We start from the raw sequence: 23,945 nt of genomic DNA, 5'->3' as shown, positions 1-23,945 counted from the left end.
ACGTTATTATAACAAAAAACAATGCATAATAAAAGGTTGGCAAAAATTAATTTTATATTATTAAGATATATAAGCATAAGTCCATATAATATTAAGAATTTCACCCAATGGATTGATTAATAAATTCAAGAGAAAAATCAAGACATATAAAATAGTTTCTTCGATTACTGGCACCAAAATTCGAAGAAATTGTGACGCACTTATTCCCTGTTGCCATGGAGATGTATTCATCTGATACACAGGTCTTCTGGCCGGTTTTTACCAATTGATAGTAGTAAGACTGTAAAGACAAATCCGCTCCCTTTTTAAAAGGGTTATAGATAATATTCCAGTTAACTTTATCAACCCCTTGATTACATTCTGTATCCGTAATCTGAATACCTCGCTCGTCTAATATATAAGCACTTTCAACATCGGCGTATTTGCCTATAATGCGTTTCAATATGCCCTTAAAAGAGTATATATCACTATGCTCTAATTCATTTAATGACTGCATAAGCACCTTATGAATATACGCATACTTTTCTTTTTGGAGCTTCAAGCGATCGTTAATATAATGTTTATGCCGATAGCGTATGGTATTTGTGGTTTTAACAAATGCCTGAAACACTTCTTCTGAGATAGGTATGGGCTCTGATATATAGTAGCCTTGTAACAGCTGTTCCCCATACTCTAAAATCGTTAAGATGTCATCAATATTCTCCACACCCTCTGCTACAATCACTGCACCTACTTTTTTGGCTAATTTTATAATCATCTCCACCACTTGCTGTTTATAATAATTCTTACTTATATGGATTACCAGTTCTTTATCAATCTTGATGATATCGGGCTTAATAAGGGCAATCCGGTCAAGATTAGCATGTCCAGCACCAACATCATCTAAGCAGACCATAATACCATGCTGTTTACATTGCATGGCAAATTCATGTATGCTTTGTATATTTTCAGCTTCCAGTTCACTGATTTCAAGAATCATACTTTCTGGTTTGATTCCGTACGCACGAAGCCAACCCATTAACGTGTTTAGCTCAAAATCCTCATGTACAATGGTTGAATGATCAATATTCAAAAATAAAAAAATATCTTGATGCGTTCTATAGATGGTATGAAATGCTTTGATGGCTTTTCGTAGACATAGAAGGTCTAAAGCATATGTTACTTGATGCTCTCTAGCCTCTTGAAATAACTTAGCAGGACTTATTAGTTGGTCCGATTGAGGTATAATCCCCCTGACAAGTGCTTCTAGTCCAATAACGCTGTTTTTAAATGTGGATATAAGGGGTTGAAACATCATGACAATGCTTTCTTCTTGAATAATTTGTTCGATAGTATAGCTATTTTCATCCATTACCACTTAACCTCCAAAACCCAGAATTCCTATGTTGCCGCTAACGCTATTTATAGTCAATAGATTAATAGAAAACGAGGGCTATCTCAAAATTCAATTTAACGTCAACGCTTATTCGGGAAGTTTCCCCATCAGTCGTTAGCTCTCAGAAAATCAAATTTTGAGACAGCCCTATTAAGCTATATTTATTATACATGATGATACCATTATATGTCAACTTATCAAGGTTTAGCGTGTTTTAGATGCATCACTTTTCTGAACACGGCGATTACATACATTATCTTTTTTATAGCAATAGATGTTGGTGGATTGACATTTTGGACATGCTCTTTTATGTGCTACTTCAAACGTATACTCGTGATGACAATCCACACATTTTACCTTACATTCTTTTGAAGCATATATGCCCCCTGTAATGTGAATAGCTTTACCTTGTGTTAAAGCTTCTGCTACTTTTTGGCGTGCACTGTCAATGATATTCTGAAAGGTTTGCCTGGATACTTGCATACGCACTGCACATTGTTCTTGGTTCAACCCTTCAATGTCTTTTAAGCGCATTGCTTCAAGCTCCTCAAGATTAAGTATCATTTCTTCAATATCTTCCATGGGTATACCCCTTGGTTTAAAGTAAGTATGCTCTGGAAAAAAATCCACACGCCTACATTTTTTAGGTCTTGGCATAATAACTCACTCCTGCTGGTTTATTCGAGTTCTTTAATGATTTTATTGGTAATTGGTTCAAATAGTGTCATGGCTTCATCTGAATGGTTGATTCCTTGACTTGCTACATTAATGATGGATTTTGTCATGGGCAATTCTCCCAGAAGAGGTATATGAGCCGTATCTAAGAAGGTCTTAATGTCACCATCAAACATCTTAATCTGTGTATCACAATCTGGACATTGAATATAGCTCATGTTTTCAATAACACCGAGAACATCCACATTCATTTTCTTAGCCATATTAATGGCCTTAGCTACAATCATGGATACCATGTCTTGTGGTACAGATACCATGACAACGCCTGTTAGAGGCATGACTTGCATGACTGTAAGCGCCACGTCACCTGTTCCAGGTGGCAGGTCAACGATTAAATAGTCTAATTCTTCCCATAACACATCCGTCCAGAACTGTTTTACCGTTCCAGCAATGATGGGACCTCTCCAAATGACAGGTGTATTCTCTTCATCTACTAAGAAGTTAAGTGACATAACTTTTAACCCGTTATCTGCAAACACAGGTATGATACCTGTTTCTAAAATTGTAGCTCTCTTATCTTGTAAACCTAATAAACGGGGTATACTTGGCCCTGTTATATCTGCATCTAAAATCCCAACTTTATAACCCTTCTTCATTAAATCATGAGCGAGCAAAACAGATACCGTTGATTTACCAACACCACCTTTTCCGCTCATGACACCAATAATATGCTTTACATCATTTATTGGGTTATTTTCTATCATACAGTTATCTCTGTCTTTATCACCGCATTTGTCCTTAGATGGACATGACTCACATGATGCCATTCTTATCACTCCTACTTTTTTGTTGTGGCATATGCCAATAAAAATATACACCTTTTTAGGTGAACTGTCAACGTCAAATCACATTTTATAAGCTTTATTTGGCATATGGTTTATTTATTCTGTCAGATGTTATGATCTCATTTTTTCTAATAAGCATACAGCTTGAGAAGCAATGCCTAAACCCTGTCCTGTAAACCCCATACCTTCTTCTGTCGTTGCTTTGATATTTAAGTGATGCTTAGGGATACCAAGAACCTCTGCAATGTTACTGCGCATTTCTTCTATAAAAGGTGCCATCTTAGGTTTTTGTGCAATAATGGTGGAATCAATGTTCGCTATGCCATAACCTTCTTTTAATAAGGTATTGTTTACTTCCTGTAATAGGGCTAAGCTGGATGCCCCTGCATATTTTTCATCTGTATCTGGAAAATGTTTACCAATATCACCTTTTGCCATAGCTCCTAATAGTGCATCCATGATGGCATGCACCAATACATCTGCATCCGAATGTCCTAATAAACCTTTTTCATAGGGGATATGCACACCACCTAATATTAACGGTCGATTCTCAACAAGCTTGTGTACATCATAACCCATTCCTATTCTCATTGGTTAACACTCCTTATTTTTCTTTAATAATACCTTTATAATAAGCTCTAAGCAGCATCTTTAAGCCTTTTATCTCTTCCTTTAATTCTTCACCTATATCTGTATTTTTAACCCGTAATCGCACATTGTTTTTTTCAAGGATTTTATACGAAGAGACAATGTCTTTTTCTTCATCAATGGCCTTTTTCTTTGTCTCAAACTTTTCATGGGCCACTAAAAGCAACCCAAAAGAGTTATAGATCAATGTATAACCTGCAATACCTGTGATATGCCTATACGCTTCTGATAAGCCACCATCGATGACCAGCAACTTGCCATTAGCCTTAATGGGACTTTCTCCCTTTTTCACTTCTACAGGTACATGACCATTAATAATATGTGCTCCTTCTTCAACTATACCAAATTCTTGCAAAATTGCAATGCATTTTTCTTCTTGATTACGATGTTCATAATAACTATTTTTAAGCTCTTTCTTAATATGACTATCTTCCAAAAAATAGCGTTCAAAAGTAGCCATCTTCTTCTTACCAAATAGGGGCGAGTGAGGTCCAGCCCAAAGATACCAGAAATAATCCACATTATTTAACCGATTATCCTGATTAAAATAATAATCACGAATGAGTATCTCAATCCGGTCTATCAGTCGCTTACCATCATAAGACGCATCACCAATGGTCAATGCTGCAAATGAACCTTTCTCATCCATGGGGATGCAACCGTGAAATAGCAGATTCGAATTATACTTCAGGTACATACTTCCTTTTGAGAAGAGAAACCTGGTGTGTTTTTGCAGCTTTTCATTGTTAAGGTAGGATTGAGTAAGTTTTTTCATAACGTCTTGTTCTTCCGAGGTGAGGGCATAGGGGTGGTCTGGGTGAATGGTTGGAAAATATGTATCTAAAAGCGGATAGTCTTTTCCTTCTATATGTATGGTTCCTTCTTCTCTATTTATTTTATCAAGCAATAAGCGCTCTTTCATGTGGAAGTTGGGATTTCTAAGAATCAACTGACCTTCTAGTTTGAATTGAATAACCGTAATGGCTTTATGAATTTTTCGAATAAGAGCAGACTCTTTATGGGAGAAGTTATTCCTCTTGGTTAAGACCATGTTGAATTGCTCACATGGGTCATCTTTATAATATTCCATAGCAAAGGTTGCTAAAGGTAGAAGATTAATACCATAGCCTTCTTCAATGGTACTTAAGTTACCGTACCTTGCCGATACACGGATTGTATTAGCGATACATGCTGGTGATCCAGCTGCTGCCCCCATCCATACAATATCATGGTTGCCCCACTGAATATCGATGGCGTGATGTTTTCTCAGTTTATCTAAAATAATATGAGCGCCTGGTCCACGGTCATAGATATCGCCTATAATATGTAATCGATCGATGGCTAGACGTTTAATAACGCCACAGATAGCAAGCATAAAATGCTCTGCTTGATTAATATGGATGATGGTGTTAATAATGCCATCATAATACTCCTGCTTATTCACTTCTCGTTGTTGTTCGTGTAAGAGTTCCTCAATAATGTATTCGAAATCTTTCGGCAGTGCTTTTCTGACTTTTGACCGGGTATATTTTGATGATATTTCACGACATACCAATATCAGTCGATGCAAGGTAATTTCATACCATTCCATCAAATTCTTTTCTTCATTTTTCACTTTCTCCAAAATCTGTTCAGGGTAATAAATGAGCATAGCAAGTCGCCTTTTTTCATGTTCTCTGATGGTGTTATCAAAAATATGATCAATTTTTCGACGTATAACACCAGATGCGTTGCTCAGTACATGAATAAAGGCTTCATATTCACCATGTATATCCGATAAAAAGTGTTCGGTTCCTTTTGGTAAATTTAATATTGCTTCTAAATTAATGACTTCTGTACATGCTGCATGTATCGTTGGGTATTGTTTGGCTAACTGTTTAATGTATGGCATGTTATTGTGGGTGGTTTCATCCCAATTATTATTCATTAGACACCTGCTTTTTATTATTTTACCTTTATATTATATAGTAAAAAGTAGGATTTATCCATGTAAATTTAAGTGAATGGTGGGGCTTTACTTAAGTTGTATAGACCACTGTAAAACCCCTCTTACTTTCCTTATGCTTTAACTAGAAGGATTATTCATGAAAAAACATGCAGTCACCATCAAGCCTACACAGCAGCTGCTTTCTTTTGCGTAGCTGTAAGAGCGTCTCGTGTTAATACAATATCAATACCTGTATCACATATATTTTTAACAGCCACATCACCAATAGACATAGGTGCTTGAAGCTGAACACCATTAATGACTTTCATGCACTCAAAAAGCTTTCCTTTTGGTAAAGGTTCTGCTGATTTAACGGAAACAAGAGGGTATTTACCTCCTATTACGCGCATGGTTGTTGTAAGAATACGTGTGGGGTTGGTACATTCTGCTTTGGCATAGACCACACCTCTTTTACAAGAGTTACCTTCTACTTTCACCACTTCATTGTTTTCTAATGTTACTTTCATATGACAGCCTATGGGACAGGCTATACAGACCATTTTTCTTATATCACTCATGGAAACATACCTCCTTTTCTATGTGATTGCTTAAGACTCTATACGAATAACCAAATCTTTTCCACTCTTTATCTGTGCCATTAATTTCTCGGTTAAAGGAATACTTTCCATTTCACCAGGTGCCACCTTGGGACGCTTTTTGGAATAGATCTCATCGTCTCCAGATGTGACAACCACTTTTGCTTTTTTAACCACGTCTGTTACACGGAAGTATAATTTATTTTCATCCTGTACCAGGTCTTTGTGAATCACATGAGGGACGATATAACGTACACCTTCCCCTGGAACTGTTTTAATGACGTCCTGATCAGAAATATGACGTTCACCTTTTATATACCGTGCAGCACAACGACCTGCTAATCGACTTTCTTGTGTTACAAAATCCACTAAATCATGGACATGAACCACATTTCCACAAGCAAATACACCATCTACAGATGTTTCCATGGACTCTGTCACAATGGGTCCAGATGTAATGCTGTCCATACGAACACCTAGGTCATGAGACAGTTCATTTTCAGGAATCAAACCAACGGATAAGAGCAGTGTGTCACAGGCTACATATTCATACGTTTCTTTGATGGGTTTTCTATTCTCATCTACTTGAGCAATGGTAATGCCTTCAAGCCGTTCTTTACCGTGAATATCAACAACTGTATGACTAAGTTTTAGTGGAATGTCATAATCATCAAGACATTGAACAATATTTCTTGTTAATCCACCTGAATAAGGCAGAAGTTCACAGACCATTTTAACTTTGGCACCTTCCAAGGTCATTCGCCTTGCCATAATCAAACCAATATCACCAGAGCCTAAGATAACAACCTCTTTTCCTGGCAAGTAACCTTCCATATTAACAAACCGTTGAGCAGCACCTGCCGTATAGATACCTGCTGGGCGATAGCCTGGAATATTAAGTGCACCTCTTGTCCTCTCTCGACAACCCATGGCAAATACAATGGCTTTTGCTTGAATGGTGATTAAGCCTTCCCCACTATTCACAGCCGTGATGACTTTATCTTCTGATATACTAAGGACCATGGTTTCCAATTTAAATTGTAATCCTAATCCAACCATTTCCTTTGCGAATCGGTCCGCATATTCTGGACCCGTTAATTCCTCTCCAAAAATATGTAGACCAAAACCGTTATGAATACATTGTTGTAAGATGCCACCAAGTTCTTTATCCCGTTCGATTACAATGATATCGTCTATTCCATTTTTATAAGCTTCTATGGCCGCAGCCATACCTGCTGGACCTCCACCAATAACGACTAAATCTGTTGTTTGCATGACCATCACCTCTCTTTATTTTGTTTTGCCTACTAGTATATTTGATTGACCACCCATTTTCGTTACTTCTTCTTTGGGTATCTTAAGTTCTCTTGCTAATATATCCACCACACGTGGGGCACAGAAGCCACCTTGACATCTTCCCATACCAGCTCTTGTTCGACGTTTCACACCATCTACGTTTATAGCACCTGCTGGTCGATGAATAGCATCTACAATCTCACCTTCTGTCACCGTTTCACAGCGACATATGATGTTCCCATATAGCGGATTTTCTTTAATCACCTTTGCTTGTTCTAAGCGACTTAGTTCTCTAAAACGGACAACAGGCTTACGGATAGGATCATGGTTTTCTTTCTTAATGAGGGGCACTTCTATATCTTTTAAAATCTCAATAACATATTCAGCAATTGCTGGTGCTGCTGATAGACCAGGTGATTCAATACCAGCCGCGTGAATAAATCCTTTTGCCACTTTGGATTCCTCAATGATAAAATCACCACGAGATGATGTGGCACGAAGTCCAGCGAAGGACGTTATAACGTCTCGTGTGTTAAAAGATGGTACGGATTTTCTTGCACCTTCAATCACAGCATTTAATCCCATGTTGGTTGTAGCAATGTCATCTTTATCTTCTATGTTTTCAGCAGTAGGACCAATCAGTAAATTACCATCTACAGTAGGTGTAACAAGAATACCTTTACCCATGACTGATGGGGGTTGGAAGATAACGGTATTCACAACATTACCTTGACGTTTATCTAATAAAAGATACTCACCTTTTCTCGGTGTAATATTTATTTCTTGATCCCCTACCATCTTTGCCAAAGTATCACTATACACACCTGCTGCATTAATCACATAACGACTTTTAATCTGGCCTTTTGACGTTTCTAGCAGATACCCATTATCTTGTTTTTTAATGCCTTCAATGTTACATTCTAGGATAAGCTCTACACCATTAGCTACTGCATTCTCCGTAGCTGCCAAAGTGAGTTCATAGGGACAGACAATACCTGCTGTCGGCGCATAAAGTGCTGCCATGACATCTTCAGAAATATGAGGTTCCATTTCTCGAATGGCTTTCTGATCTAGAATTTCCATATCCGGTACTTTATTCTGAATACCATAATCATGGAGCTTATGAATCTGTTGTTGATCTTCTTCATTAAAAGCTAGCACCAAAGAACCTATACGTTTAAAAGGTACATCCAGTTCACGGGCAACATCATCCATTAATGCATTTCCTCTTACATTAAGTTGTGCTTTTAAGCTCCCTGGTGCAGCATCATAACCAGCATGCACGATGGCACTGTTTGCTTTACTTGTTCCCATGGCTACATCTGCATCTTTGTCAAGGATACACACTTTCATATCAAACTTGGATAACTCTCTTGCAATGAGTGCACCCGTTACGCCTGCACCAATAATACTGATATCATATTCCATATCACTACCTCCTATATTTGTCTATTTGCTAATCCTTTTTAGAATTTACTTTATATCATGAATTTTACTTATTAAAGTGTTCTTACCTATTTTTACATAATTCTTATACCCTTATCCATTTCTGTACGAGAATATGGTTTTTTATTTTACTCAACCCTATTTAAACTGCTGAACGCACCGTTCGTCTGTGGCTCCCAGCTCCATATTCCCCATTACTATTTCCACTCGGTAGTTTCATCATACCTTGTATATGCATATCATGGGCGTTTTTTTATAAAATAAAAAATCGCATCCAAATAGAGTTAATACTCTATTTAAATGCGACTCCTATTCTCCTACATTTAAATAACATATTGTTAGAACTTTCAAGGGAAAATCCCATATCTTATTAAAATACTTACTTATATTATACTATAAGACTTTATAAAAAGAAAGTGCCTAATCTTACAATTCATTGCAAAGGATTCTGCAAAAATAAATGGTTTAGACCATCATAATTGCCATAGGGGCTACCTTATAGTGCCCACAAACTTTTTTTACCTACGGATACACCCAATGCACCAACTTTAAGAACAGCTATAATATCTTCTTTTACTTCAATCAAGCCACCTGCAATGATAGGTACCGACAGTTGTTTCGTTAACTTTTCAATGGTATGAGGAAGGACCCCTGGCATGACCTCGATCATATCAGGTTTTACACTTTTCACCGTTTTCACAGTGGTTTCATAGGATTTACTATCAATGAGAAAAAATCGCTGAATGGTAAATAAACCTATTTCTTTTGCATACTTAATATGATTACTGCGTGTACTTATAATACCATCTGGCTGAATCATCTTATGGATATAGTCAATGGCCTTCTGATCTCTTCCTAGACCTTCTATGAAATCCATATGCAGAAATGCTTTTTTCCCCTGTTTTTTTATCCGTGTCACCTGATCACGAATTTGAAAAATATCGCCCCATAATATAAAAACAGTTGTCACAGGAGACTTAACTACTTGTTGTAAGTCCTCCTCACTACGAATAGCTGCAATAATTGGATTTTCTTCAATTGCTCCAATAATATCTTTCATACAATCACCTATTATCCTATCTTATCTAACGGTTATTGGGCATGACTAAAATATATCATATACACCTTACTCCGTAAAGATATTTGTTAAGAAATGTGACTTTACCTTCTGTATTTCATATCATTGTTTATCCAATAAAAAAAGATATATGATTGAAAATTATCACACTTTTTGTTATGATAGGTATAACTAAAAAGATCCTTTGGAGGTGTCCATGAAGTATATTATAAGGCATGTTGCTTTTATCTTATTTTTAACACTTATATGGTGTATATTAAACAATCGGTTTACGCCCTTTACACTTATAACAGGCTTCATTCTTTCCTCTATTTCCATTATCATGAGTTGTCGTATTCATGGTGGAGAACCTTTTATGCATCGATTAAATATCTCACTATTTGGCTTTATCAAATTCTTTTTGTTGCTGGTATATCATATATACTTGTCAACCTTTCGCATGATACGATTGATTTTTACTTCAAATGTTCATCTACGGTTAGTTCATATCGATACAACATTAAAAGACGATTGGTCTATCTTCTTCTTGGCAAATGCTATAACCCTTACACCCGGCACGGTAACTGTTAATCGCCACGACCATCATTTATTAATTCTAACAGTCTATCCAAAATCTGAAGACCCCCTTGTGGATCCCAAACTAATCAAAGCACTTAGAAAGGGCGTGAAACATTGATTAGATACTTGTTTATCTGCTTATTAGCTTTATCATTATTTAGTATCATTATTATTATGAGAGGTCCGACGATATGGGACAGACTCCTTGGTTTAAACCTTTTTTCAGCTAAAATCATATTGCTCATTTTACTGCTGGCTATCATCTATGATCTGCCTTATCTTATGGACATTGCCATTGTCTATACCCTACTTGGTTTTATAGGCATTATCTTTATATCACGATTTGTTAAAGGAAAGGGTGAGATATAATGGAAATACTGGGTTATATACTCATTTCAATTGGTTTAGTCTTGATTTTAATTGGCTATATTGGTGTATTACGCTTTAAGAATTTTTATACCCGTATCGTTGTATCTTCTGTTATGGATACCGCAGCTTTTGATACCATCATTATTGGTATTCTATGTATCAAAGGATTTAGTTATTTTAGCCTTAAAATTCTGCTTATTTTACTACTCATGATGTTCCTTAATCCCCTAGCAACCCATACCATTGTTAGAGGTGCTTATACCAGCGGTCTTAGAATAGGAGAGGGTAAACCATGATAGAAATTACGTTAGTATTAGTCATCATACTCGCTATTTTGGCCATTCAAACCAATACTTTAAGACGGGCTATTGTTTATTTATGTGTTTTCTCCTTATTATGTTCCTTCTGCTACTTACTGTATCAAGCACCTGATGTGGCTATCGCTGAGGCTGTTATTGGATGTACACTAGCAACGATTATTTATCTGGTAGCATTAAATAAATATAAAGTATTCAGAGTCTATTACTTAACCCATGAAAAAACGGCGGAAAGTAAACAAATGCGCACCACACTGAATAAAACGCTAAGCAGTTTTTCCATTGAAAAAGAACTCGAACTGGATATGGTTTTATCGGATAAAACCATTGAGGATATAACCGCTGATTACCCTTATGATGTGATTATCCAATATGACAAGGGTCAAGTGACCATCTATGGCGATCAATCCAATTATCATTTTGATGATTTAGTGGCTTACATGCATGACAAGAGTGCTGTCATCATACAACATGCGTATCTATATGAAGATGAAGGTGATACCCTATTATGAGAAGGAAATTCATTGCTCTATACATGTTTATTGTGTTTTTACTGTGTGTAACCATTCATGTGGTACCCCTTGAAGAGGCTACGGATTATTTAACCTATTATGTAAAAAACAGTTTTAGCCAAACGGGCGGTGTTAACGTGGTTACATCCATCTATCTGAATTACCGTGTTTTTGATACGTTATTTGAAACATTATTACTGCTGATTAGTATCATTGCCATCATCTATTTTTCCAGACATGAGGGAGATTATTAGGAGGGTTGTTCCATGCAAAATCGTTCAAGTTTACTTGCAAAATCATTAGGCGTATTGTATCCCATTATCTTTCTCTTTGGCTTATACATCACCATCAATGGTCATAACACACCTGGTGGCGGTTTCCAAGGTGGCGCTATTATTAGTTCTACGTTTATTATTCAATACATTATTAGTCCCCATGAGAAAATATCCCTATATACATTTCAACGGATAGAAAAATTATTGTTTACATGCATATTACTCATTCCAACACTTTACGTGATTCACATGTATGGCAGCAACAACTTACTCATTAACCAAGTGTACCTTATTATCATGAATGTCCTCATTGCCATAAAAGTCTATTGTGGCTTAAGTATTATATTCTTTCGATTTGTACTCTTTGAAAGCAGGTAATGCTACCGTTATTGGGTATAGCAGTTTTTAGAAAAAGGAGAAAACGCTTATGGATAAATTTATTAACGGCGAAACCGTTGGTCTTGCTCTATTTATCATTGGTCTATATGGTCTCATTGCAAGACGTAACATTATAAAAACCATTATTTCTATGGGTATCATCCAATCGGGTATTATATTGTTTTTTCTTACCATTAATTATCAAAGTGGTGCCATACCACCTATTGGTAAAGACTTAGTGAAGGCAACCTCTGATCCATTACCTCAAGCCTTGATGATTACTGCTGTTGTAATTGGTATTTCCATTACTGCTGTCAGTTTAACCATGTTTATTACACTCTATCATCGCTATGGGACAACGAATTGGTACAAAGCTACGAAAAAAAGAGGAGAGAATATATGATACCTATTGATACGTTTATATTTTTCCCTATTATCATCGCATCCGTTACATATTTGGTACGCACCCGGTATAATAAATTCATCCTACTTATATTGCAATTCATTCTCTTCATAGGGAGTATAATCCAATTTATTTATGTAAAATATCATGGTACCATTACATTGACTTTAGGGGATTACCCACGAGGTATTGGTATTACCTTAAGTGTTGATTTGATGACGGCTGTCTTTGTTATGTTAGCTGTCTTTCTATTTACGTGTATGTTTCTATATAATTTCAAAAAAAACTATATGAACCATTTATTCCTCTTTCTATTTCTTATATTACAGGGCTTAATTAATGGTATTTTTATGTCTACAGATTTATTTGACCTCTATATTCTCATCGAAGTTTCTACCATTGTTGTCAGTATTTTAATTATGTTTAAAAAAGATAGCCGTTCCATCTATGATGGTATGCTCTATCTATTAATTAACATGGTTGCCATGGCCTTCTTCTTAATTGGTACGGGTTATATTTATAAAATATTTGGTTCAGTGGATATGGATGTTATATTTGGCCTTATGGGTAAGGTTGAGGATCCACGGACACTTATTCTTCCTTACTGTTTAATCATTACAGCTGTTAGTCTAAAATCTGCTGTCATGCCTTTATTTAGTTGGCTGCCAAGAGCTCATGGTACATATTCTTCACCCTCTATTATTTCTGCTATTTTGTCAAGCCTCTATGTGAAGTGTGGCGTCTATTTGTATATTCGTATTCAACATACTTTTTCTCCCATTTTTGATACTTCCACTATATTCTTAGTGATGGGATTCTTGACGGCTGTTGTTGGGTTCCTATTCGCTCTGTCTCAAACAGATATTAAACTTATTTTATCCTATCATACCATTAGTCAGATAGGTTTAATTATCTTTGGGCTCAATCTCAATAATACCTATAGCTATTGGGGCAGTATCTATCATATCATTAACCATGCCATATTCAAGTCTGTACTCTTTCTAACTGCTGGTATCATTATAGAAAACTATGAAACACGGGATATACGTCAGATTCGAGGTGTCTTTCGACGGATGCCTTTCGTTAGTATTTTTACCTTTATGGCTATATTGGGAATCACAGGAGCACCTTTCTTTAATGGCAGTATTTCCAAATACCTCATACAAAAAGGCAGTTATGTAAGTTTACTGGACTATGCGCTTATTTTTATTAACCTAGGTACCATTTTATCCTTTGTTAAGTATATGAGTATGTTTAGAGGCCATAATCCTGGTAATTCTCATCGTCCACCTATTAATCAGAGAATTGTCATCATGACCTTAGGTACGTTTTGTTTACTTGGTGGTATTTTAGGCAAACAATTTATTTCCTTACTCTTCAACATCAACATACATATACCTTTTGAAAAATACCTTATTAAAAGCTTACTCTACATTGGCAGTATTGTTATTGGACTTGTCTTTTACATCTTCTTATATCATCGTATAAAGTTTTTCAAACCCATACGAGAAGTGAATCTTAGTTTTAACCAGATTTGCTTATCCATTACTTTATTTTTTACAGGTTTACTTAGTTTGATGTTATTCATGTATTAAATTTATAACTGTTGTTTCTCTAATTCCTCAACTAATTGAATGGGCTCATCAATGATCTGTTTTTCCAGTAAGATTTTATTTAATATATATTCCATATCTTGAACGCGTAGAGGCTCTGCTCCTCTTTTCAGTTTAAAGCCAAATTCTCCATTTGGTTCTAGTGTTCCTTTTTCAATATAAGTAAGCTTAGGTATGCCTTCTTGGCGAACACGTGTCATGACTTCACTTTCTGTTAATTTAAGCTTTTTTAAATTTTTCCGTAAGAAATTACCCTCATGAATGATATCCATCACTTTTCCAACAGCTATTTTTTCAAAGCCTGGAGCATAGAATTCAAAGAACTCAAATATTAAGAGCAACCCAATATAGATTGCAGCTGCAGTAACCGTCTTTAACACATCTTTATCAGCAAAGGGTTCTACAATAATTGCGCCTATGGATATAATCATCACGGTTTGCGGAATCGTCATCTGTGCTAACGATCTTCTGCCTGTTATTCTCAATAACGTCACAGCAACAACAAAAAGGACAATAGGTTTTAATAGAAAAGGCATAATAAAACACTCCTGACTAACATTTTTCTCTTTTTCTCTCTTTTTCTATGGTAGAATATGTCATTATTATATCCTAATTTCACAATAACATACCAAAAAAGCAATCCATAAGGATTGCTTTTTGTTAGTAGCGGAGAACGGAATCGAACCGCCGACACTACGGGTATGAACCGTATGCTCTAGCCATCTGAGCTACTCCGCCATATGAAATGACATAAAAAATAGGAAAGAGTTGATTCTGCTATCGCAAAAGCCGACTCTTTAATGGGCGCAACAGGGCTCGAACCTGTGACCCCCTGCTTGTAAGGCAGGTGCTCTCCCAGCTGAGCTATGCGCCCTGGGAATGAAATTGTATCGCCATAAGTCTTTCGACCAACGACCCAGAAGGGACTCGAACCCTCGACCTCCGGCGTGACAGGCCGGCGTTCTAACCAACTGAACCACTGGGCCAAATTAGATTTGGCTTCAATACATCACATAAAATTCCCGTATTGAGAATCTTAATGTTGATCGTATTTTATGGACACAGGGGCAGCAGGACTTGAACCCACGACATTCGGTTTTGGAGACCGACGTTCTACCAACTGAACTATGCCCCTATAATGTTTATTAAACATTCAAAACCACACATTGAAATATGTTCTTTAGTCTTTAGCCTTCTGATCCGTAGTGAGAAGCTCTATCATGTTGTCCTAAAGCTAAATCACAAGTATACACATCATTTATCTAATCCTAATATTAACCAAAACAAGTACTTTATAACTTATACATCTTAACCCTTAGCCAATCATAGCTAGGTCAAGCCCTCGACCTATTAGTATCGGTCAGCTGAACATGTTACCATGCTTACACCTCCGACCTATCAACCTTGTCGTCTTCAAGGGGTCTTACTACCTTACGGTATGGGATATCTTATCTTGAGGGGGGCTTCACGCTTAGATGCCTTCAGCGTTTATCCCTTCCAAACTTGGCTACTCTGCTATGCACTTGGTAATACAACAGATACACCAGCGGTTCGTCCATCCCGGTCCTCTCGTACTAAGGACAGCTCCTCTCAAATATCCTGCGCCCACGACGGATAGGGACCGAACTGTCTCACGACGTTCTGAACCCAGCTCGCGTACCGCTTTAATGGGCGAACAGCCCAACCCTTGGAACCTGCTACAGCTCCAGGATGCGATGAGCCGACATCGAGGTGCCAAACCACTCCGTCGATGTGAACTCTTGGGAGTGATAAGCCTGTTATCCCCGGGGTAGCTTTTATCCGTTGAGCGATGGCAATCCCACTTTCATACCACCGGATCACTAAGTCCTACTTTCGTACCTGCTCCACCCGTCGGTGTCACAGTCAAGCCATCTTATGCCTTTGCACTCTGCGAATGGTTTCCAACCATTCTGAGATGACCTTTGAGCGCCTCCGATACCTTTTCGGAGGCGACCGCCCCAGTCAAACTCCCCACCTGACATTGTCCCCACACCCGTTTAGGGTGCTAGGTTAGAAATCCAGTACTACAAGGGAGGTATCCCAACAGCGACTCCACAAAGACTGGCGTCCTTGCTTCTACGTCTCCCTCCTATCCTGTACATGTAATACCGAATCCCAGTATCAAGCTGGAGTAAAGCTCCACGGGGTCTTTCCGTCCTGTCGCGGGTAACCGGCATCTTCACCGGTACTACAATTTCACCGGGCGCGTTGTCGAGACAGTGCCCAAATCGTTACGCCTTTCGTGCGGGTCGGAACTTACCCGACAAGGAATTTCGCTACCTTAGGACCGTTATAGTTACGGCCGCCGTTTACTGGGGCTTAAATTCAGAGCTTCGCTTACGCTAACCCCTCCTCTTAACCTTCCAGCACCGGGCAGGCGTCAGCCCCTATACTTCACCTTTCGGTTTTGCAGAGACCTGTGTTTTTGCTAAACAGTCGCTTGGGCCTATTCTCTGCGGCCTCTCTAAAGAGGCACTCCTTATCCCTAAGTTACGGAGTCATTTTGCCGAGTTCCTTAACAACGCTTCTCCCGTCGGCCTTAGGATTCTCTCCTCATCTACCTGTGTCGGTTTACGGTACGGGCACATACAAAACAATAGCGGCTTTTCTCGACAGTTTGGATTCAGAAACTTCCCTACTTATATTTCGGTCCTCATCGTACTTCAGAAACGGATGACGGATTTGCCTGTCTTCCTATCCTTTGTACTTGAACGGGTTTTTCCATTCCCCGTTTTTCCTATCCTCCTGTGTCCCCACAGTTCTGTTTGCATGCGGTACAGGAATTTCAACCTGTTGTCCATCGACTACGGCTTTCGCCCTCGCCTTAGGTCCCGACTTACCCAGAGAAGATCAGCTTTACTCTGGAAACCTTAGATATTCGGCCGAGAAGATTCTCACTTCTCTCTCGCTACTCATTCCGGCATTCTCTCTTCTTAACAGTCCACTGCTCCTTACAGTACAGCTTCGTCCCAGTTAAGAATGCTCCTCTACCACTGATATTACTATCAATCCACAGCTTCGGTGTCATGTTTTAGCCCCGGACATTTTCGGCGCAAGATCTCTCGACTAGTGAGCTATTACGCACTCTTTGAATGTATGGCTGCTTCTAAGCCAACATCCTAGTTGTCTTCGAAATCTCACATCCTTTTCCACTTAACATGTACTTTGGGACCTTAGCTGGTGGTCTGGGCTCTTTCCCTTTTGACTACCCAACTTATCTCGCGCAGTCTGACTCCTGATGAGCATCTATATGGCATTCGGAGTTTGATATGTTTTGGTAAGCCTCGCGGCCCCCTAGACAATTCAGTGCTCTACCTCCATTAGACTCCATCAAGGCTAGCCCTAAAGCTATTTCGAGGAGAACCAGCTATCTCCGGGTTCGATTGGAATTTCTCCGCTACCCACAGTTCATCCCCACGTTTTTCAACACGTGTGGGTTCGGACCTCCATTACCTTTTACGGTAACTTCATCCTGACCATGGGTAGGTCACCCGGTTTCGGGTCTACGTACTCTGACTTAACGCCCTATTAAGACTTGGCTTCCCTTCGGCTCCAGACCTTTAGTCTTTAACCTTGCCAGTTATACGTAACTCGCCGGACCGTTCTACAAAAAGTACGCCGTCGCTCTGATTTATATACGAGCTTCGACTGCTTGTAAACAAAGGGTTTCAGGTTCTTTTTCACTCCCCTCCCGGGGTTCTTTTCACCGTTCCTTCACAGTACTATACGCTATCGGTCACTAGGGAGTATTTAGCCTTGGGGGGTGGTCCCCCCAGCTTCACACAGGGTTTCTCGTGTCCCGTGCTACTCTGGATACCGCCTGCTCTCTCGGTCTTTCACCTACTGGACTTTCACCTTCTTTGGTTGGCTTTCCCAAAACCATTCGGTTAAACGTCGAGATACATGCTGCGGTCCTCAACCCCTAAGAACTAAGTTCTTAGGTTTGGGCTCTTCCCTTTTCGCTCGCCGCTACTTAGGGAATCGATTTTTCTTTCTCCTCCTTCGGGTACTTAGATGTTTCAGTTCCCCGAGTTCCCCCTACATGGCTATGTATTCACCATGCAGTAACTGGGCTTTTCCCAGTCAGGTTTCCCCATTCGGATATCTCCGGATCGATGGCTATTTGCGCCTCCCCGAAGCTTTTCGCAGCTTATCACGTCCTTCATCGGCTCCTAGTGCCAAGGCATCCACCCTTTGCTCTTATTAGCTTGACCTTATATGACTTGTTCATCTTCGTGATTCTTAGTCTTACATTTCTTCGTGGTTCTTGAAGAATTGTAAGGCTTAGATGAACGAATTGAACATGTCATTGCCATTAACAGCTTTTCTTGTAAAATTATCATAACATATCGTCACAACAACCTTCCAATCAAGCATGCATTGATCGCTAAGAGCTAAGATTTACAAGTTATTTGTATGCTCCTATTGAAAACAATAGGATACGTAGCTTGTTCTTGGTTACTCTTGGTTCTTTTAAGCATTGCTTTGCCTATGCAAAACAAGTGCTTTCTTTTAAATCATAGGATAATTGATTATATTTGATGTCAGTATTTAACAATGGATAAATCTTTTACACACATTTTATGGCATGACAAAAGGTTCTTTCCTTAGAAGTTATCTCCTGAAAGAATGACTTCTTCTTTGTTAAATATCTTTTCAATGTGAAGTTTTCAATGTTCAATTAAGCATCGGCTTTGCGTATGCAAAACGATGGTTTCCCATTAAGGTTTTTGCATCGGGTTTGCGAAAGCAAAACGATTACTTTTTTCTTAGGCTTGATTTAAGCGCTAGGCTATATTATCATAGCTACTTGCCCTGTGTCAAGCACTTTTTTTAAGTTTCCTTGGCTTTTTCTTTGTTAAGTAAAGCCTTGAAAACTATTGGCAATCTGGCAGCCACCTACTCTCCCAGGTCGTCTCCAACCAAGTACCATCGGCCGTCTGTGGCTTGACCATCGTGTTCGGTATGAGAACGGGTATGTCCCATAGACGCATCACCACCAGAAATCTCTTCTATTCTTAGAATAAACGGTATATGTTTGTTTGTTTTTTCCTTGAATACTCAACAGTGAAACGAACTTTTGGCTATGCTTTACTATTCCATGCAATTCTACTTATCGTTTAAAGCCTCGGCTTTAACGATCTTCCTTAGAAAGGAGGTGATCCAGCCGCACCTTCCGATACGGCTACCTTGTTACGACTTCACCCCAGTCATCGGCTTCACCTTCGACAGCTCCATCCATAAAGGTTTGGTCACTGGCTTCGGGCGCTTCCAACTCCCGTGGTGTGACGGGCGGTGTGTACAAGGCCCGGGAACGTATTCACCGCGACATGCTGATTCGCGATTACTAGCGATTCCAACTTCATGTAGTCGAGTTGCAGACTACAATCCGAACTGGGATAGCTTTTTTGGGGTTGGCTCCATGTCACCACTTCGCTTCCCTTTGTCACTACCATTGTAGCACGTGTGTAGCCCAAATCATAAGGGGCATGATGATTTGACGTCATCCCCACCTTCCTCCGAGTTGTCCCCGGCAGTCTCTCTAGAGTCCCCAACTTTACTTGCTGGCTACTAAAGATAAGGGTTGCGCTCGTTGCGGGACTTAACCCAACATCTCACGACACGAGCTGACGACAACCATGCACCACCTGTCTCTTCTGTCCCGAAGGAAAGTTCCGATTAAGGAACGGTCAGAAGGATGTCAAGATTTGGTAAGGTTCTTCGCGTTGCTTCGAATTAAACCACATGCTCCACCGCTTGTGCGGGCCCCCGTCAATTCCTTTGAGTTTCAATCTTGCGATCGTACTCCCCAGGTGGAATGCTTAATGCGTTTGCTGCGGCACCGAGGTTCGACCCCCGACACCTAGCATTCATCGTTTACGGCGTGGACTACCAGGGTATCTAATCCTGTTCGCTCCCCACGCTTTCGTGCCTCAGCGTCAGTTACAGTCCAGAAAGTCGCCTTCGCCACTGGTGTTCCTCCTAATATCTACGCATTTCACCGCTACACTAGGAATTCCACTTTCCTCTCCTGCACTCTAGCAAAGCAGTTTCAAATGCAGTCCCCAGGTTGAGCCTGGGGCTTTCACATCTGACTTACTCCGCCGCCTACGCACCCTTTACACCCAGTAAATCCGGATAACGCTTGCCCCCTACGTATTACCGCGGCTGCTGGCACGTAGTTAGCCGGGGCTTCTTAGTCAGGTACTGTCACTATCTTCCCTGCTGATAGAAGTTTACGATCCGAAAACCTTCTTCCTTCACGCGGCGTCGCTGCATCAGGGTTTCCCCCATTGTGCAATATTCCCCACTGCTGCCTCCCGTAGGAGTTTGGGCCGTGTCTCAGTCCCAATGTGGCCGATCACCCTCTCAGGTCGGCTACTGATCGTCGCCTAGGTGAGCCGTTACCTCACCTACTAGCTAATCAGACGCGGGTCCATCCTATGCCACCGGAGTTTTTACCACCAGATCATGTAATCCTGTGGTCTTATGCGGTATTAGCGCACTTTTCAGTGCGTTATCCCCCTGCATAGGGCAGGTTACCCACGCGTTACTCACCCGTCCGCCGCTGTCCACTTAAGGAATCACCCGAAGGATCATCCTTAAGTTTCTCGCTCGACTTGCATGTGTTAAGCACGCCGCCAGCGTTCATCCTGAGCCAGGATCAAACTCTCATGTTAAAAAGTTTATTCTGACCAGACTAATCTGGCAATTGTAGTTTATAGACTACCGTCTTCTTTGTTTGAGATTGTTATGTTATACAAAACAATTCTCTGAATTTACAAAGGAATTATTTGGGTAAAGCTTTTATAAGCTTTTGGTTTGTTTCACTGTTCAGTTTTCAAGGTTCTTTTGGTATTACTTGCTGTGCAATATTTTGTATTCTCTCTTGCACCGGCGAAGAAAATTATACCATCTGGTTCATGTAAAGTCAAGGATATATTCGACATTTTTTTAATTAATTTATTATGCTACTTAAAAATGACAATCTACCTTGTTAATGTGTCATTTTTCGCCATATGTCCTATGCCCTCCTTATTATTATATCAAATTATATTTGATTTGTGAAAGATTCTTATGGTTAATTCTTATGGTTAATGGGCTTCCTTAGTACTCCTCCCAAATATTTAAAACATTACCAATAATTCCATATTGAGTGTATTTTAGGATTTTGTTAGAATTTAGATAGAGGTGATTACTATGAAAAAGATACTCGTAACAATGCTTGTCATTTTGCTAGCATGGAGTACCCCTACAGCATTCGCTTCTAGTAACATACCTATTTACGTTAATGGACAACTTCTAACCCCAGATGTTAGTCCATATATTGAAAATGATCGCACTTTTGTGCCCATTCGCTTCATTGGTGAAGCGTTAAGCGCATCTTCTATTGATTGGGATGGTTCAAATCGTGCAGCAATCCTAACGTTTAATAATACCACCATGTATTTACCTATTGACTCAAGACATGTCTCCATCAATGGACAATCGTATACGATTGATGCCCCTATTCGTATTAAATCAAATCGCACTTTTGTTCCAATCCGTCTTATATCTGAAATTTTAGGTTATAATGTTCAATGGGTTAATCACTCAGCTTATATTAGTAACAATGGGTATGCTCCTCCAAAAGAAGAAAAAAAATATTCTTCAGAGGATATATACTGGTTGTCTAGAATAGTCAATGCTGAGGCAGGCAGCGAACCCTATGAGGGTAAATTAGCTGTTGCGAATGTTATTATTAATCGAAAAAACAGTTCCGAATTCCCCAACACGATTAAAGGCGTTGTTTTTGATACCAACTATGGTGTTCAATTTACACCTACATCGGATGGGTCAGTCTATAATACACCATCTGAGGCAAGTATCACTGCTGCAACCCATGCACTAAATGGTCAAAATAATGTGGGCGATGCTCTTTATTTCTTAAATCCAGCTAAATCAACTAATTTCTGGATCATGCATAATCGACCATTCTATACGCAGATTAAGAACCATCATTTTTATGGCTAATATTAACATTAATAAAGGCTTAACTCTCGGTAATTAAAGAGTTAAGCCTTTTATTCATCTTCTATTTCAGTTCATGCAGCTTCGGCACCTTTGCTTTCATTTTTTTCTAATACAATTCGTCTTTTATGCTCACAAATTTTTAATAACTGTTTTCCAATTAACGAGATAACCAAGGTTGATAAAATAAGTATACCTGACCTCATAGGCTTTTCTATAAAATTTTGCAAGTTAAAACCTATAAAACTCAAAGAAAAAATCATAACTAACTTGCCTAATATCAAAGCACTAAAGTAATCCTTATTCCTTGTACCAACTAACGCTGCTAATCCACAAACGATAATAGATGGTGTAAATGGGAATGTGAGTAAGAAAAAAATAGGAGTAAAGCCTTTTTCTTTTATCCAATGAAAGATATTATATATTTTTTCATTCTTTGCGATACGTTGTTGAAATTTCTTTTGGCCAAACTTTTTGATAAGCAAAAATACAATGATTGAGCCAATGGATGAACCTAGCCAAGAATAAAAATAGCCTAACCAAAACCCAAAAGCAGCCACATTAATGCCTACAAATACAACTAAAGGTAGAGGTGGGAAAAAAGCTTCCAACATGGCTAGTCCAACACCAGCAAACATACCTAATGAACGAATTTCATTAAGCATCTGCTCCCAATAACCAAAGGACAAAAATTCATTTATCCAATCTAACATATTCCCACTTCCTTTCAACATTATTTTCTCTTCATCATTAGTATATCCATTATCATTATTATAATTTAACTTTATTAAAATGCAATTAGAATCAAGTAAAAAAAATCTTAAACTAATAAAAATAACCAGATATTAACATCATACATATGTTAATACCTGGCTACTATCTACATAGTAAAACAATTAATTCTTTATATCCAAACCGCCAAAAATGACAAGACCTTTGATAATAAGCACCTTATTATTCTGTGCCGATAAAACTGTTTTATTATCTGCTCCACCAAATAAACTGATACCATGATATTCCACACGCCAATCTATTGGCACTTTTAGTTCAATACCACCAAAAGCAGCAAAAACATCAATAACAATAGGTTCATGGCTTAATATGTTGGCTTGTGTTAAATCAACATCTATACCTCCAAATACTGTGAAAAGATTCCCACCTTTAAAATCAGATGAATTATTGATGACATCCCGACCTGAGAAAATAGATATATGATCTATTACATCTTTGGAGTCCATACGATTTATTTTTTCACGTGATGCCCTTGGGATAATAATCCATAATCCTACTAATATGATAATCGCAGGAAAGATAAATTCATAGATGTTTACATCTTGAAGAACCTCAATGTCCAGTTCTTCTAATTGGAGTACTGCACCTACAATGATTAAGATAGATGCAAACATTTTTGAACCATGACGATCCAGTAGATTAACCAAGCCAATAGCGACGATAACCAGTGGCCAATAGGTTCCGAATATGTCACCTGTATCGATATAATCAAGGTTACCTAATAAAATAATTATACCAACGACAATGATTAATACACCTAATAAGCTACGTCTTTTCATTTTTCTCCCTCCTATAATAAGGTGAGTTACAT

General features: G+C 38.7%; 22 protein-coding genes, 4 tRNA genes and 3 rRNA genes. 9 read left to right on the top strand and 20 right to left on the bottom strand.

What is annotated here, in order from left to right:
• Positions 1-100: 100 nt before the first annotated feature.
• From HZI73_RS10495 to HZI73_RS10455, 9 genes are all read right to left on the bottom strand, one after another.
• Positions 101-1,351, bottom strand: a complete 1,251-nt coding sequence (locus tag HZI73_RS10495; RefSeq protein WP_212698188.1) for an EAL domain-containing protein — start codon at positions 1,349-1,351, stop codon at positions 101-103.
• A gap of 228 nt (positions 1,352-1,579) precedes the next feature.
• Positions 1,580-2,032: a DUF134 domain-containing protein gene (locus HZI73_RS10490; RefSeq protein ID WP_212698187.1), complete on the bottom strand. Its 453-nt coding sequence runs from the start codon at positions 2,030-2,032 to the stop codon at positions 1,580-1,582.
• A gap of 20 nt (positions 2,033-2,052) precedes the next feature.
• The gene (locus HZI73_RS10485) at positions 2,053-2,877 is read right to left on the bottom strand and encodes an Mrp/NBP35 family ATP-binding protein (protein ID WP_212698186.1); all 825 of its coding nucleotides are present in this window, start codon (positions 2,875-2,877) and stop codon (positions 2,053-2,055) included.
• Positions 2,878-3,006: 129 nt separating this feature from the next.
• Positions 3,007-3,486 carry a 2-C-methyl-D-erythritol 2,4-cyclodiphosphate synthase gene (ispF, locus tag HZI73_RS10480; protein WP_212698185.1) on the bottom strand — a complete coding sequence of 160 codons (480 nt, stop codon included), beginning with the start codon at positions 3,484-3,486 and terminating at the stop codon, positions 3,007-3,009.
• A 13-nt stretch (positions 3,487-3,499) separates the two neighbouring features.
• Positions 3,500-5,470 carry a fructose-1,6-bisphosphatase gene (locus HZI73_RS10475; RefSeq protein WP_212698184.1) on the bottom strand — a complete coding sequence of 657 codons (1,971 nt, stop codon included), beginning with the start codon at positions 5,468-5,470 and terminating at the stop codon, positions 3,500-3,502.
• A 185-nt stretch (positions 5,471-5,655) separates the two neighbouring features.
• Positions 5,656-6,048, bottom strand: a complete 393-nt coding sequence (locus HZI73_RS10470) for a DUF1667 domain-containing protein (RefSeq protein WP_212698183.1) — start codon at positions 6,046-6,048, stop codon at positions 5,656-5,658.
• 30 nt (positions 6,049-6,078) lie between these two features.
• Complete coding sequence (locus tag HZI73_RS10465) at positions 6,079-7,341, bottom strand: NAD(P)/FAD-dependent oxidoreductase (protein WP_212698182.1); 1,263 nt, start codon at positions 7,339-7,341, stop codon at positions 6,079-6,081.
• 15 nt (positions 7,342-7,356) lie between these two features.
• Positions 7,357-8,790, bottom strand: coding sequence for an NAD(P)/FAD-dependent oxidoreductase (locus tag HZI73_RS10460; RefSeq protein ID WP_212698181.1), 1,434 nt, complete (start codon positions 8,788-8,790; stop codon positions 7,357-7,359).
• Positions 8,791-9,304: 514 nt separating this feature from the next.
• Positions 9,305-9,868, bottom strand: a complete 564-nt coding sequence (locus tag HZI73_RS10455; protein ID WP_212698180.1) for a glycerol-3-phosphate responsive antiterminator — start codon at positions 9,866-9,868, stop codon at positions 9,305-9,307.
• Between the two features lie 214 nt (positions 9,869-10,082).
• On the opposite strand from HZI73_RS10455, the gene HZI73_RS10450 reads away from it, so the two are divergent.
• Genes HZI73_RS10450 through HZI73_RS10415 form a run of 8 tightly spaced genes read left to right on the top strand, consistent with a single transcriptional unit; the run spans position 10,083 to position 14,293 of the window.
• Entirely contained in the window at positions 10,083-10,562 is a 480-nt protein-coding gene (locus HZI73_RS10450) for a Na+/H+ antiporter subunit E (protein WP_212698179.1), read from the top strand.
• A 56-nt stretch (positions 10,563-10,618) separates the two neighbouring features.
• Positions 10,619-10,813 carry a monovalent cation/H+ antiporter complex subunit F gene (locus HZI73_RS10445; RefSeq protein WP_212698178.1) on the top strand — a complete coding sequence of 65 codons (195 nt, stop codon included), beginning with the start codon at positions 10,619-10,621 and terminating at the stop codon, positions 10,811-10,813.
• Positions 10,813-11,109 carry a monovalent cation/H(+) antiporter subunit G gene (gene mnhG, locus HZI73_RS10440; RefSeq protein WP_212698177.1) on the top strand — a complete coding sequence of 99 codons (297 nt, stop codon included), beginning with the start codon at positions 10,813-10,815 and terminating at the stop codon, positions 11,107-11,109. The genes HZI73_RS10445 and mnhG overlap by 1 nt, the downstream gene beginning before the upstream one ends.
• Positions 11,106-11,642, top strand: coding sequence for a Na(+)/H(+) antiporter subunit B (locus tag HZI73_RS10435; RefSeq protein ID WP_212698176.1), 537 nt, complete (start codon positions 11,106-11,108; stop codon positions 11,640-11,642). Before mnhG ends, HZI73_RS10435 begins: the two co-directional genes overlap by 4 nt.
• Entirely contained in the window at positions 11,639-11,896 is a 258-nt protein-coding gene (gene mbhE, locus HZI73_RS10430; protein WP_212698175.1) for a hydrogen gas-evolving membrane-bound hydrogenase subunit E, read from the top strand. Before HZI73_RS10435 ends, mbhE begins: the two co-directional genes overlap by 4 nt.
• Positions 11,897-11,908: 12 nt before the next feature.
• Positions 11,909-12,295: an MnhB domain-containing protein gene (locus tag HZI73_RS10425; RefSeq protein WP_212698174.1), complete on the top strand. Its 387-nt coding sequence runs from the start codon at positions 11,909-11,911 to the stop codon at positions 12,293-12,295.
• A gap of 49 nt (positions 12,296-12,344) precedes the next feature.
• Positions 12,345-12,698 carry a cation:proton antiporter subunit C gene (locus HZI73_RS10420; RefSeq protein WP_212698173.1) on the top strand — a complete coding sequence of 118 codons (354 nt, stop codon included), beginning with the start codon at positions 12,345-12,347 and terminating at the stop codon, positions 12,696-12,698.
• Positions 12,695-14,293, top strand: coding sequence for a complex I subunit 5 family protein (locus HZI73_RS10415; RefSeq protein ID WP_212698172.1), 1,599 nt, complete (start codon positions 12,695-12,697; stop codon positions 14,291-14,293). Before HZI73_RS10420 ends, HZI73_RS10415 begins: the two co-directional genes overlap by 4 nt.
• Before the next feature lie 2 nt (positions 14,294-14,295).
• Here HZI73_RS10415 and HZI73_RS10410 read toward each other — a convergent pair whose 3' ends face one another.
• From HZI73_RS10410 to HZI73_RS10375, 9 genes are all read right to left on the bottom strand, one after another.
• Positions 14,296-14,847, bottom strand: coding sequence for a DUF421 domain-containing protein (locus HZI73_RS10410; RefSeq protein ID WP_212698171.1), 552 nt, complete (start codon positions 14,845-14,847; stop codon positions 14,296-14,298).
• Between the two features lie 128 nt (positions 14,848-14,975).
• Positions 14,976-15,049 (bottom strand) — tRNA-Met (locus HZI73_RS10405).
• Positions 15,050-15,112: 63 nt separating this feature from the next.
• Positions 15,113-15,185 (bottom strand) — tRNA-Val (locus HZI73_RS10400).
• 38 nt (positions 15,186-15,223) lie between these two features.
• Positions 15,224-15,297: transfer RNA gene (locus HZI73_RS10395), tRNA-Asp, on the bottom strand.
• A 76-nt stretch (positions 15,298-15,373) separates the two neighbouring features.
• A tRNA-Trp gene (locus HZI73_RS10390) sits at positions 15,374-15,446 on the bottom strand.
• Positions 15,447-15,641: 195 nt separating this feature from the next.
• Positions 15,642-18,546, bottom strand: a 23S ribosomal RNA gene (locus HZI73_RS10385).
• Positions 18,547-18,675 (bottom strand): hypothetical protein, encoded by a 129-nt coding sequence (locus HZI73_RS26665; RefSeq protein WP_281418874.1) that lies wholly within the window; start codon positions 18,673-18,675, stop codon positions 18,547-18,549.
• Positions 18,676-19,218: 543 nt separating this feature from the next.
• Positions 19,219-19,336, bottom strand: a 5S ribosomal RNA gene (gene rrf / locus HZI73_RS10380).
• A 147-nt stretch (positions 19,337-19,483) separates the two neighbouring features.
• Positions 19,484-21,012, bottom strand: a 16S ribosomal RNA gene (locus tag HZI73_RS10375).
• The 16S, 23S and 5S rRNA genes sit together here with 4 tRNA genes alongside, the layout of an rRNA operon.
• 520 nt (positions 21,013-21,532) lie before the next feature.
• Between HZI73_RS10375 and HZI73_RS10370 the strand changes: the two genes are divergently transcribed.
• Positions 21,533-22,345, top strand: a complete 813-nt coding sequence (locus HZI73_RS10370) for a stalk domain-containing protein (RefSeq protein ID WP_212698170.1) — start codon at positions 21,533-21,535, stop codon at positions 22,343-22,345.
• A 71-nt stretch (positions 22,346-22,416) separates the two neighbouring features.
• Here the strand turns inward: HZI73_RS10370 and HZI73_RS10365 are convergent, their stop codons facing one another.
• Entirely contained in the window at positions 22,417-23,055 is a 639-nt protein-coding gene (locus HZI73_RS10365) for a TVP38/TMEM64 family protein (RefSeq protein ID WP_212698169.1), read from the bottom strand.
• Positions 23,056-23,238: 183 nt separating this feature from the next.
• Positions 23,239-23,913: a LiaF transmembrane domain-containing protein gene (locus tag HZI73_RS10360; RefSeq protein WP_212698168.1), complete on the bottom strand. Its 675-nt coding sequence runs from the start codon at positions 23,911-23,913 to the stop codon at positions 23,239-23,241.
• Positions 23,914-23,945 lie beyond the last annotated feature (32 nt).

Origin of the sequence: Vallitalea pronyensis (genome assembly GCF_018141445.1) — a bacterium.
GTDB classification, from domain to species: Bacteria; Bacillota; Clostridia; order Lachnospirales; family Vallitaleaceae; genus Vallitalea; species Vallitalea pronyensis.
This window is presented reverse-complemented; position numbering and strand designations above follow the sequence as displayed.

Coding starts and splice junctions, on each gene's coding strand:
- HZI73_RS10495 (WP_212698188.1), bottom strand. CDS start 1,351: ATGGATGAAAATAGCTATACTATCGAACAAATTATTCAAGAAGAAAGC.
- HZI73_RS10490 (WP_212698187.1), bottom strand. CDS start 2,032: ATGCCAAGACCTAAAAAATGTAGGCGTGTGGATTTTTTTCCAGAGCAT.
- HZI73_RS10485 (WP_212698186.1), bottom strand. CDS start 2,877: ATGGCATCATGTGAGTCATGTCCATCTAAGGACAAATGCGGTGATAAA.
- ispF (WP_212698185.1), bottom strand. CDS start 3,486: ATGAGAATAGGAATGGGTTATGATGTACACAAGCTTGTTGAGAATCGA.
- HZI73_RS10475 (WP_212698184.1), bottom strand. CDS start 5,470: ATGAATAATAATTGGGATGAAACCACCCACAATAACATGCCATACATT.
- HZI73_RS10470 (WP_212698183.1), bottom strand. CDS start 6,048: ATGAGTGATATAAGAAAAATGGTCTGTATAGCCTGTCCCATAGGCTGT.
- HZI73_RS10465 (WP_212698182.1), bottom strand. CDS start 7,341: ATGCAAACAACAGATTTAGTCGTTATTGGTGGAGGTCCAGCAGGTATG.
- HZI73_RS10460 (WP_212698181.1), bottom strand. CDS start 8,790: ATGGAATATGATATCAGTATTATTGGTGCAGGCGTAACGGGTGCACTC.
- HZI73_RS10455 (WP_212698180.1), bottom strand. CDS start 9,868: ATGAAAGATATTATTGGAGCAATTGAAGAAAATCCAATTATTGCAGCT.
- HZI73_RS10450 (WP_212698179.1), top strand. CDS start 10,083: ATGAAGTATATTATAAGGCATGTTGCTTTTATCTTATTTTTAACACTT.
- HZI73_RS10445 (WP_212698178.1), top strand. CDS start 10,619: ATGAGAGGTCCGACGATATGGGACAGACTCCTTGGTTTAAACCTTTTT.
- mnhG (WP_212698177.1), top strand. CDS start 10,813: ATGGAAATACTGGGTTATATACTCATTTCAATTGGTTTAGTCTTGATT.
- HZI73_RS10435 (WP_212698176.1), top strand. CDS start 11,106: ATGATAGAAATTACGTTAGTATTAGTCATCATACTCGCTATTTTGGCC.
- mbhE (WP_212698175.1), top strand. CDS start 11,639: ATGAGAAGGAAATTCATTGCTCTATACATGTTTATTGTGTTTTTACTG.
- HZI73_RS10425 (WP_212698174.1), top strand. CDS start 11,909: ATGCAAAATCGTTCAAGTTTACTTGCAAAATCATTAGGCGTATTGTAT.
- HZI73_RS10420 (WP_212698173.1), top strand. CDS start 12,345: ATGGATAAATTTATTAACGGCGAAACCGTTGGTCTTGCTCTATTTATC.
- HZI73_RS10415 (WP_212698172.1), top strand. CDS start 12,695: ATGATACCTATTGATACGTTTATATTTTTCCCTATTATCATCGCATCC.
- HZI73_RS10410 (WP_212698171.1), bottom strand. CDS start 14,847: ATGCCTTTTCTATTAAAACCTATTGTCCTTTTTGTTGTTGCTGTGACG.
- HZI73_RS26665 (WP_281418874.1), bottom strand. CDS start 18,675: ATGATAATTTTACAAGAAAAGCTGTTAATGGCAATGACATGTTCAATT.
- HZI73_RS10370 (WP_212698170.1), top strand. CDS start 21,533: ATGAAAAAGATACTCGTAACAATGCTTGTCATTTTGCTAGCATGGAGT.
- HZI73_RS10365 (WP_212698169.1), bottom strand. CDS start 23,055: ATGTTAGATTGGATAAATGAATTTTTGTCCTTTGGTTATTGGGAGCAG.
- HZI73_RS10360 (WP_212698168.1), bottom strand. CDS start 23,913: ATGAAAAGACGTAGCTTATTAGGTGTATTAATCATTGTCGTTGGTATA.